Origin of the sequence: Colwellia sp. BRX10-4 (assembly GCF_014077465.1) — a bacterium.
Classification (GTDB): domain Bacteria; phylum Pseudomonadota; class Gammaproteobacteria; order Enterobacterales; family Alteromonadaceae; genus Colwellia_A.
This window is the reverse complement of the sequence record NZ_JACGVZ010000018.1, coordinates 59,542-74,562: the sequence shown is the minus strand read 5'-3', so window position 1 is coordinate 74,562 and position 15,021 is coordinate 59,542. Positions and strand designations below refer to the sequence as shown.

At 38.7% G+C, this 15,021-nt stretch carries 15 protein-coding genes; 3 read left to right on the top strand and 12 right to left on the bottom strand.

The window, feature by feature from the left end:
* Positions 1–7 precede the first annotated feature (7 nt).
* On the top strand, positions 8–1,015 hold the full coding sequence (locus H4J67_RS14120; protein WP_182204082.1) for an isocitrate dehydrogenase: 1,008 nt from the start codon (positions 8–10) through the stop codon (positions 1,013–1,015).
* A gap of 93 nt (positions 1,016–1,108) precedes the next feature.
* On the opposite strand, the gene rlmM is transcribed toward H4J67_RS14120, so the two are convergent.
* From rlmM to H4J67_RS14100, 4 genes are read right to left on the bottom strand one after another with little or no spacing between them, the layout of a single operon-like run.
* Positions 1,109–2,197, bottom strand: a complete 1,089-nt coding sequence (gene rlmM, locus H4J67_RS14115; protein ID WP_070376245.1) for a 23S rRNA (cytidine(2498)-2'-O)-methyltransferase RlmM — start codon at positions 2,195–2,197, stop codon at positions 1,109–1,111.
* Positions 2,198–2,208: 11 nt separating this feature from the next.
* On the bottom strand, positions 2,209–2,631 hold the full coding sequence (locus H4J67_RS14110) for a DUF423 domain-containing protein (RefSeq protein WP_259368612.1): 423 nt from the start codon (positions 2,629–2,631) through the stop codon (positions 2,209–2,211).
* Between the two features lie 19 nt (positions 2,632–2,650).
* Entirely contained in the window at positions 2,651–3,319 is a 669-nt protein-coding gene (locus H4J67_RS14105; protein WP_220471656.1) for an alpha/beta family hydrolase, read from the bottom strand.
* On the bottom strand, positions 3,309–4,217 hold the full coding sequence (locus H4J67_RS14100; protein WP_182204079.1) for a transcriptional regulator GcvA: 909 nt from the start codon (positions 4,215–4,217) through the stop codon (positions 3,309–3,311). The genes H4J67_RS14105 and H4J67_RS14100 overlap by 11 nt, the downstream gene beginning before the upstream one ends.
* Positions 4,218–4,513: 296 nt before the next feature.
* Between H4J67_RS14100 and H4J67_RS14095 the strand changes: the two genes are divergently transcribed.
* The gene (locus H4J67_RS14095; protein ID WP_182173141.1) at positions 4,514–4,783 is read left to right on the top strand and encodes a hypothetical protein; all 270 of its coding nucleotides are present in this window, start codon (positions 4,514–4,516) and stop codon (positions 4,781–4,783) included.
* Positions 4,784–4,950: 167 nt separating this feature from the next.
* Here H4J67_RS14095 and sohB read toward each other — a convergent pair whose 3' ends face one another.
* Together sohB and H4J67_RS14085 are read right to left on the bottom strand one after the other, a co-directional pair.
* Complete coding sequence (gene sohB, locus H4J67_RS14090; RefSeq protein ID WP_182204077.1) at positions 4,951–6,012, bottom strand: protease SohB; 1,062 nt, start codon at positions 6,010–6,012, stop codon at positions 4,951–4,953.
* 179 nt (positions 6,013–6,191) lie between these two features.
* Positions 6,192–8,612: a VolA/Pla-1 family phospholipase gene (locus H4J67_RS14085; RefSeq protein ID WP_182204076.1), complete on the bottom strand. Its 2,421-nt coding sequence runs from the start codon at positions 8,610–8,612 to the stop codon at positions 6,192–6,194.
* Between the two features lie 270 nt (positions 8,613–8,882).
* Between H4J67_RS14085 and H4J67_RS14080 the strand changes: the two genes are divergently transcribed.
* A complete protein-coding gene (locus H4J67_RS14080) occupies positions 8,883–9,629 on the top strand; it encodes a YciK family oxidoreductase (protein ID WP_070376239.1) in 747 nt (248 codons plus the stop codon).
* A gap of 60 nt (positions 9,630–9,689) precedes the next feature.
* On the opposite strand, the gene fadD is transcribed toward H4J67_RS14080, so the two are convergent.
* The 6 genes from fadD to tsaB all read right to left on the bottom strand — a co-directional run bounded on the left by fadD (position 9,690) and on the right by tsaB (position 15,020).
* Positions 9,690–11,354 (bottom strand): long-chain-fatty-acid--CoA ligase FadD, encoded by a 1,665-nt coding sequence (gene fadD, locus H4J67_RS14075; RefSeq protein ID WP_070376238.1) that lies wholly within the window; start codon positions 11,352–11,354, stop codon positions 9,690–9,692.
* A gap of 237 nt (positions 11,355–11,591) precedes the next feature.
* Positions 11,592–12,464 (bottom strand): alpha/beta fold hydrolase, encoded by an 873-nt coding sequence (locus H4J67_RS14070; RefSeq protein ID WP_182204074.1) that lies wholly within the window; start codon positions 12,462–12,464, stop codon positions 11,592–11,594.
* Positions 12,465–12,469: 5 nt separating this feature from the next.
* Positions 12,470–13,048 (bottom strand): Slp family lipoprotein, encoded by a 579-nt coding sequence (locus H4J67_RS14065; protein ID WP_182204073.1) that lies wholly within the window; start codon positions 13,046–13,048, stop codon positions 12,470–12,472.
* On the bottom strand, positions 13,035–13,715 hold the full coding sequence (locus H4J67_RS14060; RefSeq protein ID WP_182173158.1) for a M50 family metallopeptidase: 681 nt from the start codon (positions 13,713–13,715) through the stop codon (positions 13,035–13,037). The genes H4J67_RS14065 and H4J67_RS14060 overlap by 14 nt, the downstream gene beginning before the upstream one ends.
* 57 nt (positions 13,716–13,772) lie before the next feature.
* A complete protein-coding gene (locus H4J67_RS14055; protein WP_182173161.1) occupies positions 13,773–14,252 on the bottom strand; it encodes a hypothetical protein in 480 nt (159 codons plus the stop codon).
* 66 nt (positions 14,253–14,318) lie between these two features.
* A complete protein-coding gene (gene tsaB / locus H4J67_RS14050) occupies positions 14,319–15,020 on the bottom strand; it encodes a tRNA (adenosine(37)-N6)-threonylcarbamoyltransferase complex dimerization subunit type 1 TsaB (protein WP_220471655.1) in 702 nt (233 codons plus the stop codon).
* Position 15,021: the final 1 nt, after the last annotated feature.

The window sequence follows — 15,021 nt, the reverse complement described above, 5'->3', positions numbered from 1 at the left end:
CAGAAAAATGGCTACACAAACCATAACAGTGATCCCCGGCGATGGCATTGGTCCCGATATTATCGATGCTACAATTAAAATACTAGACAAAGCCGGATGTGATTTTGCATATGAATATGCTGACGCCGGTCTTACTGCTCTTGAAAATCATGGTGACTTGATCCCAGAAAGTACCTTAGCGCTTATTCAAAAAAATAAAATAGCCCTTAAAGGCCCACTTACCACGCCAGTTGGCGAAGGCTTTACTTCTATCAATGTTACCTTGCGTAAGCATTTCCAACTCTACGCAAATGTTCGTCCTGTAATATCGTTTAAAGGCACTAAAGCCCGCTACGAAGACATAAACATTATAACGGTACGTGAAAACACCGAAGGTATGTATTCAGGCTTAGGACAAATATTGTCTGATGATGGCGAAGTTGCTGAAGCAAAAAGTTTAATTACCCGTGAAGGTGCTGAACGCATTCTTATTTTTGCCTATGAAACGGCTATCAAAGAAGGTAGAAAAAAAGTAACAGCTGTTCATAAAGCGAATATTTTAAAATCAACTTCTGGCTTGTTTTTAAAAGTTGCACGTGAGGTTGCTGCCCGCTATCCACAAATAGAATCGACAGAAATGATCGTTGATAATTGTTGTATGCAATTAGTGATGAACCCAGAGCAATTCGATGTCATTGTAACAACCAACTTATTTGGTGATATTTTATCTGACTTGTGTGCAGGTTTAGTTGGTGGCTTAGGTATGGCTCCTGGCGCTAACATTGGTGGCGACTGCGCTATTTTTGAAGCTGTGCATGGTAGTGCACCGGATATTGCAGGCAAAAACTTAGCTAACCCTACCTCAGTGATATTAGCCGCTATTCAAATGCTTGAATATTTAAACATGGGTGATAAAGCCAGTAAGATCCGTAATGCAATTACAGATGTCATTGCTACAGGTGATAGAACAACTCGCGATTTAGGCGGCACTCACGGCACCACTGATTTTACCCAAGCGGTATTAGAGCGCTTATAAACCTAACGGGTTAGAAGTTGTTAGAAATACCTGCTTGTAACAGACATTAAAAAACCGACATTACGTCGGTTTTTTAATGCAAGAAGAGTCGTGCTATTCTTCTTTCATTGGCGGTGGAGATAATAATCTTGCATGAACAGTTATTTCTTCACGGTCATAATAAAGATGCTTAGCGTAGAGTTCATACTTCACTTTATGCTCACTAAAAGCATCTTTAAGTATTTGTAAGTCATTAGTGACTTCCTGATAACGACCTTTCATTGGCAACTTTAAATTAAATATAGCTTCTTTACAGTAACCTTTTAATAACCACTCAGCCATTAGCTTAGCAACGCGCTGAGGTTTTTCAATCATGTCACATACTAACCAATGAACATTTTGCTTCATCGGTACATATTTAAAACCGTCCATCATGCGATGTTTAACTTGCCCTGTATCCATTAATGACTCAGCCATAGCGCCATTATCAATAGCTGTCACCATCATACCACGACGTACTAATTGATAAGTCCAACCACCAGGAGCAGCGCCTAAATCAACGGCTTTAAGACCTGATGTTAAACGTTCGTCCCACTCATCGCGAGGTACAAAGTGTAGAAAAGCTTCATCTAATTTTAATGTTGAACGGCTCGGTGAAGCGCTTGGAAACTTCAACCTTGGAATACCCATAGTATAAACAGAGCTATTATCGGCTAATGAAAAACCAAAAATAGCTTCTTTACCACTTAGAAAAAGACCATGTAAGATAGCGCCATCGTTATCACCTTTTTCCATAAGAATTTTATTCTTACGTAATGCCTGGCGTAGCGGTACTGACAGCTTACGACAGAATTTTGAAAGTTCTTTGCCTTCGTTTGTGTCGAGCATTTCCATTCGTAAATCAGCATATTGCCATTCGGTACCTAAAACTTCGGTAATAGCTTCAACACGATTGTAATCAGGTAAATCAATTTTATCTGTTACGGTAACAAACCAATCACGAGCGAATATCAGACGGCGCAATGGGATTTTTTCCATTAAAACTTCACCGTCTTGAGGATTGTTTAAATGAAAATAGACTAAACCTTCGTTTTTAGTGAGCTGTAAATAGCCAAACACTTCATTCCACGCGGCTTTTTCTTGGATTTCTGCACCACACTCTTTTTCAAAGCCTGGGCGACAATATAATATAATAGAGGTCATAACTAATTTACCTACAAACGATCTTGGTCTGTGTTTGAAGTACACAGAGTACTATTAATTCCCGCCCAGCTGATACACAACCAACCCAGCGCAAATGATATACCACCAAATGGAACTATTTTTCCAATAACAGTAAAATCAAAAAATGTTTTTATATACAAAACACCACTAAAAAATAAAATCCCGGCTATAAAAAAGCTTGCTGATAAATATAAAAGATTAATTACTTTAGCGCCATGACGCTTACTCATTAGAACTTGTAACCAAATGGCCACGGTAAGTAGTGCTATAGTATGAAAAAATTGATATTGCAATGCATTGGCAAGGCGTGATTGTACTTCATTTGGCAAATTTGCCCCAGCATGAGCAAACCAAGCGCCGAATAATACAGAAAAACAGCCACTGATACCAATAAATATCATAATGGCGGTCAAGTAATTTCTATAAACACAACTATGTTTCATCTGGTTTATGCTCATCAATAAATTTCACCATTTCATTAACCGCCGATTGTATGTGTTGAGCGTGGGTAAAACCTGACTTTATTCGTGGTTTCAAATTATGATCACCATCGGTAAAAAATATACAGTGGCAACGCTCTGAAAATTCATATTGTGCAATTTCTTCTTGGCTACCTAAAGCATCTCGAGTGCCCTGTAAAATTAATATAGGTATTTGTGTTTCTTGCAAAGGTGCCAACCTTAATTTTTCAGGTTTTTTCTGTGGATGAAACGGGTAACCTAAGCACATTACCCCTAAAAACTTAGCGGTTTTATCTCCAGCCAATGTCGCAGCGACACGTCCACCCATTGATTTCCCCGCGATAAAGAGGGGTAAATCACTTTCTAACCCGTCAATAACGGTGGAAAAACATTCCAGTAATTTTGGCATTCTATCGGGTGGTCTACGATTACCTTGCGCCAAGCGAACATCCATATACGAAAAGTTAAATCTCAATACATTGATATTTTTTTGGTTTAAAGCCAGACTGACTTGTTCCATAAATTCATGACTTTTATCGGCACCCGCACCATGAGCAAAAACAACCAAAGCTTTAGGCTTTGCTACGGTACTGATAATAGTTGAAATATCTGGAGTAAGATTAATCATCTTATTGGTCATTTAATTCTTCTTGGTCTTGGGCAACCGTATCAAGCACCCATTCACGAAATGCTGCAATTTTACCTAAATCAACTTGCCGGTCTCGACACACGACGTAGTAGGCATTTTTACTTTCTAAAACATCTTCAAAAGGACATATAAGCCTACCGGCATCAATATCAGGTTTCGCCAGGAAACTATGCGCTAAGGCGACACCTTGCCCATGCATTGCAGCCTGAACAACCATAGCGGAATGACTGAATATGGGTCCATGATTGACGTTGGTTGCTTTAACGTTTACTTGTTTGAACCATCGTTTCCAGTCACGGCGAGAAGTATCATGCAATAAAGTATGGTTGATCAAATCTTCGACTTTATCGAGTGGCTTTTTACCTTGCAACAATAAAGGTGAACAAACAGGTATAAGGTATTCTTTTTGTAATTGTTCTGCATCAATGTCGGCCCAATGACCGCGGCCAAAATATATCGCTACATCAACATCACCCGTCAATGAATTCTCAGGTTGATCTACCGCTTTAATGCGAACATCGATATCAGGATGTAAAGCATAAAAAGCATTTAATCTTGGCACCAACCACTGAATAGCAAAGCTTGGTTGGGTGCTAACGGTTATCGCGCCTTTTTCACCACGGGCAAACAATCGTTCAGTTGCTTCGTTAATGGCATTAAAGACATCTTTAATATCAAGGTAGTAGGCTTGTCCTTCTTCCGAAAGCAACAAAGCACGATTTTTACGCATAAATAACTTTATGCCTAAAAAATCTTCAAGCGATTTTATTTGATGACTGATTGCCGCCTGAGTGACGAATAATTCTTCAGCAGCGCGAGTAAAACTCAACTGTCTTGCTGATGCCTCAAATACTCTTAAAGCTTTTAGTGGCGGTAGCCTGTTAGACAAAATTCACCTTTAACCTTAACTTTTATGTGTAATGACATTCAAAATAAATGCATAAATAAGCAACAATGATAAATAACTATTATTCATTAGTTTTTCTAATGATAAACATTATAAATTGTCATTTCAAAAGTTACCAGAGTTAACGTAGAATTCATTTCATAGATGAAGGACTTCATCTTTATCCCAAACATATTGGGCTAACTATTGAGTATGATTCCCAACCCATATTCAAGAATTAAGTAAGAAAGGTCCCAGAACATCTATATGGATATAACGTTTAATTTAAGGGTGACCCTATGAAATTTTTTAATAAAGTAGCAATATTAACAGTAGCAGCAACCATGATGGTAGCACAAGTTCAAGCCATAGAATTGGTAGAAGTAGAAACAGTCGCTGAATTTTCAATAACATTAGCGGCTGAAAAAAGTCTCGCTGATTCAATGAAATTGAGTACCTTTAGTACCATGTTGGCATCAGCTAATATTAATGTGCCAGTGACACAAATAAGCGATAAAGAAGTAAAGTCTACTCATGACTTTGAAAAGTCGCTATTGATTGCTGAGTAAGCGCATATCTTAATTATAGGTATACTTTAAAAGCTTTTAAGGAAGTTTCTCTAGAACTTCTCTCAAGTGGATAATTAAATAATAACCTGTAATAGCCCAGCGTAAAGAAACAAAAAAGGATGCCATTAGCATCCTTTTTTAGATCTTATTTACTCAAAATGCATGCGTTAACTTGGAAATATACGATTATTTTGCCAAAGTTTACTAAAGATAGAATCAACAGACATTGATGCAGCTTTTGAAAACTTTTCCGCTAAGGTTTTTTTCATTACGTATCTTAAAGCAATAATTTTGTGCGACTTACTTCGAGACTGAAGGAAATCATCACTGGTTTGAATTTCATCAACTAAACCAAGCTCTTTCGCGGTACTGCCAAACCAATGTTCGCCTGTTGCGACTTTATCAATATCTAAACTTGGACGACGTTCGCGAACAAAGTCTTTAAATAGCACATGTGTTTCTTCTAATTCTTCAGAAAACTTTTCACGACCTTTGTCGGTATTTTCACCAAACATAGTCACTGTACGTTTGAACTCGCCAGCAGTAAATTGTTCGTAATCAATATCGTTTTTCTTGAGCAGTTTATGAAAGTTAGGAACTTGCGCAATAACACCGATTGAGCCAACAATTGCAAACGGTGCAGAGATAATATGATTGGCAACACATGCCATCATATAGCCACCACTTGCCGCAACCTTATCAACTGATGCAGTTAACGGGATATTATGCTGACGAAGTCTGTCAAGTTGTGAAGCTGCTAGGCCATAACCGTGAACCATGCCACCACCGCTTTCTAAACGTAAAAACACTTCATCTTCAGGGGTTGCAACCGTTAGTATTGCTGATATCTCTTCACGTAGTGCACTCACTTCTCGTGCGTCAATGCTGCCATTAAAATCAACAACAAAAATCCTAGCTTCAGCTTTAACTATGGAACCTTCATTATCGGCTGATAATTTTGCTGCTTTCTTATCGGCTTTAGCTTTTTCTTTCGCTGCTTTCTTATCTTTCTTATCTTTTTCTTTTAATTCATCTTTAGATAAGAGGTAATGAATAATATCTTCTTCAACATCGATAAACTCTTCAGATAAGTCGTTAAGCTCTAACTCACCTTTTTTACCGGCGGGTTTCATTGCTGAAGAAGCAATAACCGTGACAATTGCGACAATCGCAATAACTAAGGTGATCGCTTTCGCTAAAAATAACCCGTACTCATACAAAAATTCCAATACATTCTCCTGTTATTAACATCATATGTCTAAGTCGTTTATTGACTTGAAGCTAATATATAAATTTATCTATTAGCTATATGGGGCATATTGTCAATAAATAAAGTTAATAAGTTAAAAAGGCAAAAAAAAGGCAATAAAAAACCCTCCTAAGAGGGTTTTTTTAGTTATTGCTAAAGTTATTTAACAACAGCTGTGTCTGTTACTTGAATTAATTGTCCCATAGTCGCAAAGAATACGGCTACTTGCGATTGCATCTCTTGTGTTGCTCTAGCACTTAACGCAGCGTCAGGTGAAGCAGCATTAGCACGAGGGTCAAGTATTGAACTATGATGACCGTGAACAAATCTTACCACACCAGACCCAGCAGTAGTTTCACTAACAGCTTCCAAGCCTAATAAAGCAATAGCAGGTTCAGTGCCACCCATAGGTGTAAACGGTGCTCTGTTAGTCACTGTTTGGTCTGAAAGGTTGTCTGCGCCGTCACCAACAACTTCAATGAAGTGTGTAGGTGTTTGTGTTGCTGCTAAGGCTTGTACATAAGCAATAGGGTCACCAGAATCAGTAACGGTTTGCGCGGCAAACGTAAACTGCGCAAAACCAGCATTTAATGTTGCTTTTTGCTCAATAGATAAACCATCATAGAAAGCAAAATAGAAAGCACTTAGTTCGGCTTGAGTATAATCAGCAGGTAATGTTGCTGCAACTGCTGCGGCAAAGTCAGGCGATAACTGCATGGTTAAATTAGATTTAGCCAAGCCTTCAAATGCTGGAGAGTCTAAACCAAAGTTAGCTAACATTAAACCTGGCATAGCTAAAGAGGTACTAGCAATTTTGAATAATCCATCAATTTGTGGATTTAGTTCGGTATTTGCTAAACCAACAGCATTCATACCGTATATACCGCCTAATGAATGTCCTAGAAGGTGTACTTTACTGCTATCAATTTTAATTGGGTTACCATCGCTGTCAGCACCACCTAAAAAGTTCATACCTAAACGCAAACCTAATAAATCAGCCGTACTTTGACGCGTATTATCACGCATACTCAGCATGCTTCCCAAATTAACATAGTGTAATGTAGATACTGTACTGGTATTAATTTCATCAGTGCCATCACCGTCTAAATCAAAACCACGGCTACCATGCAATGGCTGATCAATTGCAACAGTTGCTATCCCAAATAAAGATAATATGCCAGTGATTGGCAACATTTGCTCTTTGGTTGAGGTAATACCATGCACTAATATTGCTACTGGCCAACCGTTAGCAGGTTCTACTAATGGCTCTAAATCCATACTTGCACGCACTGGGTTAGCCCAAGCTAAATCAGGAGTGGTCATTTGTACATCAATCGGCATCATGACGCTTGTTGCTGGGATAGGGTTAAACTTAGTTAAATTACGTTCAGTATCAAGAGTGGCTAATGCTGGATTTTCGCTTGAGCTTAAATCACGTAAACCAAAATTCATACAAAAACCATCATTTGCATCTAACGCATCAGCAGGAATCGCCGCTGGGTTTGCTGCTGCTAAGCCAGCAAGTGTAGCGCCAGAATCACAACGTGCGCGCCACCAATCATTAACAGGAGCTAATGGGTTTTCGGCAGAAGGTACACCTGAGTAATAAGGAAGTGTAATTGAACCACGAATATAGTTTGCTGCTGAATATAATGGGATTAAACTTTCTGGAATTAAACCCGTTAATACGTTTGCAACTGAAATACCGGTATCGGCTACGCCAATTGCAGGAATTCCTTGTTGAGCATTAGCAACCATTTGAGGTACGCCCGCAGCCATCAAAGACTTAACCGTACTTAATACTCGTGTCGTTGATTGTGTTGTCATTGCAGCGGTATAAACAATACTATCACTACCAACCCCTGCTGCGACTACAGCAGCTTCATAACTGTTAATAACAGCTTGCAAACCTAGTTGTGAAGCACTACCTAGAGGTAATGTTTTTATATCTTGACGTACTAATTCATAAGTACTAGAACCAGCAATCGCTTTACCGTTGTTGTCACGGAGATTATTGGTCATCACCATGACATAAGTCGTTTCTGCCTTAAGTGGCTGAATTGGGATAAATAATACATTATCGCCAGACTTTTGAGTAACAAAGTCTTGCATAAACACTAATTCACTAACAACTTTACAAGCGAAGCCGCGTGTTACAGCAGTACAATCAGCGTCATTTACGTCACCACCCATTACGGTTTCAAAAACTCTTACCGAACCAGGTTCAGAAGCACTACTTGCATCTAAAGAGGTACCCGCTGGGAATTCAATTCCAAGGGGAAATGGTTGAGAAATAGACCAACCGTCAAGCGCACTAATAGCAACAAAAGGATCTGAGCCATCAGTAGGGTCTGCAACGGGTATTTCTAAAGTACCGTCAACGGTGCCTTGAAAAATCAAATCGTTTGGAATAGAAAGTCCGGCAGCACCTGCACTTGGATTAAATTTAACACGAGCGGTTGGTGTTACGGCACTGCCGTTTTCAACCACTTCATTTTGAACATCTTTAATTGATTCATCATCACATGCCGTTAGTCCAAGAACACTGGCAATAGCAACACTAAGTACGAGCTTTTTCATTTTATCTCCCCACAGACGAGCTTTATATTATTTAGCTTTTTATGCTTTTATTTTTTATTTATCTGTAATTTCGTGAAGCGTAGCTCACAAAACTAACTTGTTCGACCAGTTAAACTTACCGTAAGAACTGACTAAGTGCTAGCGGTTTCTTCTTTTATTATAACTTTAACTGACATTTTAGCTAAAATTTTTAAATATTACTCGTCAGTCAATAGGTCAAAGTAGTAGAATTACGGCCTTATTTACCTTCAAATAATTTATATTGATACTATGTTTAATTACCAAATAACAGCAAATTCTTTAGCCAATAAAATCATTTTAGTTACCGGTGCAGGCGATGGTATTGGTCGCCAAGCGGCATTAACCTATGCTGAATTAGGTGCTACGGTTATTTTATTAGGAAAAACAACCGCTAAATTAGAGTCAGTTTACGACGAAATCATCGCACAAGGTTCCGCTGAACCTGCCATTATCCCCCTTGATTTAAAGGGTGCGACCAAACAGCACTATATAGATATGACCGCGACCATTGTTAATCAATTTGGTAAACTTGATGGCGCGTTACTCAATGCCTCAATGCTAGGTGAGTTAACACCTTACACGCAGATACATCAACAAATTTGGCAAGATGTAATGCAAGTTAATGTGACTGCTCAGCATCTAATGGCTCAAGCGTTAATCCCTGCATTACTGCTCAGTGATCATGCGTCATTGGTCTTTACCACCTCTGGTGTTGGTAATAGTGGTAAAGCTTATTGGGGGGCATACAGCGTTTCAAAGTTTGCAACAGAAGGGTTAATGCAAGTTATTGCTGACGAATACGAAAATACCACGTTACGTGTTAATGCGATAAACCCAGGCGCAACACGCACTAATATGCGTAACACTGCCTACCCAGCAGAACATGAAAACGATTCAGCAAAACCGGTAGATATAATGCCAGCCTATGTGTATTTAATGACGAGTGATAGTTTGGCTGTTAATGGCCAACGAGTTAACGCGCAAAAAGCAAAATAAGCAGCTAAAAAAAAGGCTGTAAGAATAAACTTACAACCTTTATGTTTTATCAATTAAGAATTATCGTAATTCTCTTCTTAAAATTTTACCTACGTTGCTTTTGGGTAAGTCATCTCGAAACTCAACATACTTCGGTACTTTATAACTGGTTAAATTGGCGCGACAATGTTTAATCAGATCTTTTTCCGTTAATGTTTTATCCTTTAGCACAACAAATATCTTGACCGCTTCACCTGTTGCGTCATTATCTATACCAATAGCAGCGACTTCTAATACACCTTCATGCATCATGACCACTTCTTCAATTTCATTAGGATAAACATTGAAGCCTGAAACGATAATCATATCTTTTTTACGGTCAACAATTTTAAAGAAACCTTTATCATCCATAAGAGCTACATCGCCTGTCGCCAGCCAACCTTCTTTTAGAATTTCAGCCGTGTCCGCTTCGCGCTGATAATATCCTTTCATGACTTGTGGACCTTTTACCCACATCTCACCTGGTTCACCAATCTCAGCATCACTGCCATCATCTTTAATGATGCGTATATCTGTTGATGACGCCGGTAAACCAATGTTGCCACTATAGCTTTTTTGATCATAAGGACATAATGTTACTAAAGGTGCACACTCAGTTAAGCCATAGCCCTCTAATAAACGTGTGCCTGTGACACGCTCCCATGCTTCACCCACAGAACGCTGCACTGCCATACCGCCGCCAAGCGACATTTTCAACGTACTAAAATCAAGGTCTTTAAAACCAGGAGTATTTAATAAGCCATTGAATAAAGTGTTAACGCCAGTAATTGCGGTAAAAGGATATTTAGCCAGCTCTTTTACAAAACCAGGCATATCACGAGGGTTGGTGATCAATAAGTTGGTACCACCTAACGTTAAAAAGGTTAGGCAGTTAGCCGTTAGTGCGAAGATATGATAAAGCGGTAATGCGGTGACCACAAGTTCTTTGCCGTCTTCCATCAAAGGCTTTATTGCGGCTTTTGCTTGTAATAAGTTTGCAATCATATTGCGATGGGTCAGCATAGCCCCTTTTGACACACCTGTTGTACCACCGGTATATTGCAAGAAAGCAAGATCTTCACCACAAAGTTCTACTGGCTGGTAAGTTTTGAGCATCCCTTGAGAGACAACTTTATTAAATCTAATGGTGTTTGATAATTTAAAGGCTGGTACCATTTTTTTAACATACTTGACCACACAATTAACTAGCGCACCTTTTACAGTACCCAGTCGGTCGCCTAATGAAGTAAGAATGACATGCTCAACCGAGGTATTATCAATGACTTTTTCTAAGGTACTAGCAAAGTTTTCAATGATTAACATTGCTTTAGTGCCTGAATCTTTTAATTGATGTTCGAGTTCACGCGCGGTATATAGCGGGTTAACATTAACCACGGTCAAACCAGCAAGTAAAGCTCCAAACAATGCAATAGGATACTGCAAACAATTAGGTACCATAATGGCAAACTTATCGCCCTTAACTAAACCTAAATCATTTTGTAAATAAGCAGCAAACGCTTTTGATTGTATCTCTAGATCTCGGTAATTGATTTCTGCGCCCATATTAATAAAGGCAGTGCGTTCAGCATAAATATCAACATATTTATTGAACATATCAGATAACGAGGAGTACTTATCTGCATCGATTTCAAATGGGACACCGGGTGGATAACTTTTTTCAAGCCAAATTTTTTGCGTTTGTTGCACTTTGCGACTCCTCTAATAATAGCTTAACTGTAGACGATTATTGGTTTTATTCGATTAATACTTTTATATTTTATGTATTATTTTTTAATCGATATCGTCATTTTACTCTATATGAATGAATTTTTATTTTTAAAACGGATGTTTGAATTTTCTTTTTACGTGATTACTGGTCTGATGTCTATTAATTTTAGCCACGTTTACCGTTTTCTCTTTATAAACGGTAACATTTAGAAAAAATCAGCTAATAAACTCTAAAATATGTCTACTAGTCTGCTCAGGCTCAGCCATATGAAAATGATGTCCTCCAATTAATTTATAACTAGTAAAGTTATCAAACAAGGGACCAAACTCTTTCAAACCAGTTTGTACAAAAGACAAACCTTTGTCACCATAAATTAATTGCACAGGAATAGTAATATCTTCAATAAACTGTTTTGCTTGCGCCAACGTTAGCCGATATGGCGATGTATTCCTTAAACGACGGTCAGTTCGCCAAATGAAGCCATTATCATTTTCAATAATCCCCCGTTCAACCAACAATTTTGCTTGTTGAAAGTTTAAATCAGAGACTTGTACTCTAGCCTTAATTGCAGAATCTAAACTGGGGTGAAATTTTTTCTTTTTTGCTGAGGGCGATAGTTGTTGATTGCACGTTAAACGACTTAACAGCCCCTTACGTAAATGCTCGGTCGCTTCCTCGGCTTCACCGCTAATAAAGCCAATTGAATCAAGTAAGGTTAATGACTTAACCTTTTCAGGAAAAGCGGCTGAAAATGCTGATGAAATCATCCCACCCATTGAATGGGCAACTATATCAACTTTTTGCCAGTGATTTACTTCCCACAGCAATAACAAATCATAAACGTAATCGATAAAATGATAATGGGCATCAGCACTTCTGTGGGACGATAAGCCGTGCCCCGGCCAATCTATGGCGATAACACGCTTACCTTTAAAGTAAGGTAACATAGGTAAAAAACTAGCCGCGTTATCTAACCAACCATGTAGACACAAGACTAGCTCGTCGTTTTTGTCACCACAAGCTAGACCAGTCAGGGTGAGTTCACCTAAGTTAAAACTCACCTCTTCGACGTTATCAGGGATACGCAAAGTGACTATTTCTTTTTGACAGGTGCTGGTGCTTTTCTTACCACAACTCTTCTTGGGTAATTGGAATAGCGAGGCTGCCAGAAAGAAGGGGACGACCAAAATGGATTATGGATAACGCGCACATCGACTTGCTTTTTTTCTTTCCACAAGTGTATTTTTGTCGCGGTTAGGACCGGATAATTATATTCGTGCTCGCCAATTTTTCCTTCTTCGGAAGCGGCGACAGTGCCTAATGCGGTTATACTGCGACCTTCTTTATAAATAACAGGATCGAGTAGACCTGAGAAATAAACACGAAATCGTCCTAACGTTTCATTACCTTGCTTGGGTATCGCAGACGACTTTAACGGAAAGTGAACAATTTCTAACATACTATTGTTAGCATTATTGGTTACTTTTGCAATAACGCCACCCCAGCGAGCTGCATTTCCTTGTTCTGTGTTAGCATTATCTCGAACAACGACAAAGTCTGTTAATACCGTATTATCAGGTACCTGCAATGCTTCTGGAACTGATGAACAGCCACTTATAAATATTGCACTTACCCATAAGGGTAGCATTAAGATTATATTACGTTTTTTCATCATATTTACCTTTTCTAGATATATTCGCTAACCAAACAATACCACCAACACCAATACTAAACCATATAACGACCCATAAAAATTCAGGTATGCCAGTGAGTTGTGCTAATGCAGCACCATCGCCAAAGTTACGTCCATCAACCAAGTACCAAGGACTTTTTACACTGTTAAGTAAAATAATTGCCCCTGTTATTTGCAAACTTATCTGTAAGTAACTTAATTTTTTATATTTAAATTTCAATAAAACGAGTGCTAGCAAAACACTAATAATCATTAGCGTTAAAATATCTCTAGCCCAAAAAATCAAAGTGGTTAGTAACAATAATGCGATAATACCACTTAATATTTGTGCTGCCCGTTGGTGCATACTCGCGATAAAGTAAATCCCTATTCCCCATAACGCCGCGCCAGCATAACCCATAAAGCTAATAAAAAAATTCATTCCTCCACGAGTTGTGCATAGCCCTGCCCCGTTAGAAAACAATTGAATTTGTACGATAGTCCCCCCGGTAAAGAGCGCAGCTAGGCCATGACTGATTTCATGAAAATAACTTTCAAGCCATTTGAAAGGTATTGAAACAATGGGGATTTGGCTAATAATTAATGCGGTAATCAATATTAACCAAAAGTGATATTTTTTCAAAAAGGACGAAGGCTTACTATTCATGGATTATTTTTCATTATGATAAAAGAAGAATATATGACAAAACGCGATTAGTGTTAATTAGACAAGTAAGTCGATACCAAATACCTGCTGAATATTTTCACGTTGAGCGATATTATCTACTGAAGAATATGCTGCAATTGCGGTTTGGTTTTGCTTTGATGGGCTGTCATAACTTGCTTGGCTATTATTCTTATTGCCGACTTGCTGGTTAGTTTGGCCTGAAAAAGAAATATTACTTGTTGAAACAGTTTGAGATGCACTTGAATTGAGTTGTGCTTGCTGATTTTCAAATTGAGCTTGTTCGACTAAAGCAAGTGCTTGCTCATCAATATCAAAACGTGCAATTTGACTCGCTTGTTGGTCTTGATCTTGGGTTTGTTGCGTGCTGTCTTTGTTGGTTTTTTCAGTTTGCTCTGTACTTTGCTGAGTTTGTTGGACACGAAAGCGATCACGTTGCTCAGCAACCTGATTTTGATTATCAACCGACAACGATGCGCTTGATTGAGGCGTGAACGAACTCGTACTATTTATTTGCATAGTTTAAATTTACCAAAGTTTTGCCAAATTACAAAACTTTTTGTATTTTCACGTAAATAAAATCGATTACCTACCCGGCAGCTTTTTCCATGAAACAGTATCACGTACATAAACCGGTTGAGCGTTTTCAGCACTAACCGCCTTTCCTTGGGAAAAGTAATACTGACCAATTTCTAATAGTTCTTCCGCATTAGGAAAAAGTATCTCTGGTGTTCCCGCATTAATTTTTAAAGGTTCAAGTTCACTTTTATAAGCTTCCCAGCCAGTACCGACACCATAGACCTGTTGATTTTCAGTTAAAGACTGATTTAAATACTCAGCTAATTTTTCAGGTGCTAGTACGGTATCTTGCAGCGCAGCTTCCATAATACCTTGCTCATTTAATCGATAATAGCCGGCATAAACCTCTGACATACGAGCATCGATCGTTGCAATAACCTCTACTTGCTGATGCCGACTGTAAGCTTGTTGAGCCATAGCTTGCAGGGTTGATACCCCAACAACTTTTAAATCAGCAGCAAAAGCTAAGCCTTGTGCGACGCCAACGCCAATTCGAACGCCGGTAAAACTTCCCGGCCCTTGTCCGAAAATAAGCCCATCTAATTGTGCTAACGTTATATCGGCTTTTTTAAGTAAGCGGTCAATCATCGGCAGTAACACTAAGCTATGCGATTGTGGTGCTAGCTCAAATTCACTGAACGTTTGGTCGTTAAACGTTAATGCTACTGAACATGCTTCCGTTGAAGCGTCTATTGCCAAAAAATTCAAA

Coding starts and splice junctions, on each gene's coding strand:
- H4J67_RS14120 (WP_182204082.1), top strand. CDS start 8: ATGGCTACACAAACCATAACAGTGATCCCCGGCGATGGCATTGGTCCC.
- rlmM (WP_070376245.1), bottom strand. CDS start 2,197: ATGACCTCTATTATATTATATTGTCGCCCAGGCTTTGAAAAAGAGTGT.
- H4J67_RS14055 (WP_182173161.1), bottom strand. CDS start 14,252: ATGCAAATAAATAGTACGAGTTCGTTCACGCCTCAATCAAGCGCATCG.
- H4J67_RS14085 (WP_182204076.1), bottom strand. CDS start 8,612: ATGAAAAAGCTCGTACTTAGTGTTGCTATTGCCAGTGTTCTTGGACTA.
- H4J67_RS14095 (WP_182173141.1), top strand. CDS start 4,514: ATGAAATTTTTTAATAAAGTAGCAATATTAACAGTAGCAGCAACCATG.
- H4J67_RS14105 (WP_220471656.1), bottom strand. CDS start 3,319: ATGACCAATAAGATGATTAATCTTACTCCAGATATTTCAACTATTATC.
- H4J67_RS14065 (WP_182204073.1), bottom strand. CDS start 13,048: ATGAAAAAACGTAATATAATCTTAATGCTACCCTTATGGGTAAGTGCA.
- H4J67_RS14080 (WP_070376239.1), top strand. CDS start 8,883: ATGTTTAATTACCAAATAACAGCAAATTCTTTAGCCAATAAAATCATT.
- H4J67_RS14060 (WP_182173158.1), bottom strand. CDS start 13,715: ATGAATAGTAAGCCTTCGTCCTTTTTGAAAAAATATCACTTTTGGTTA.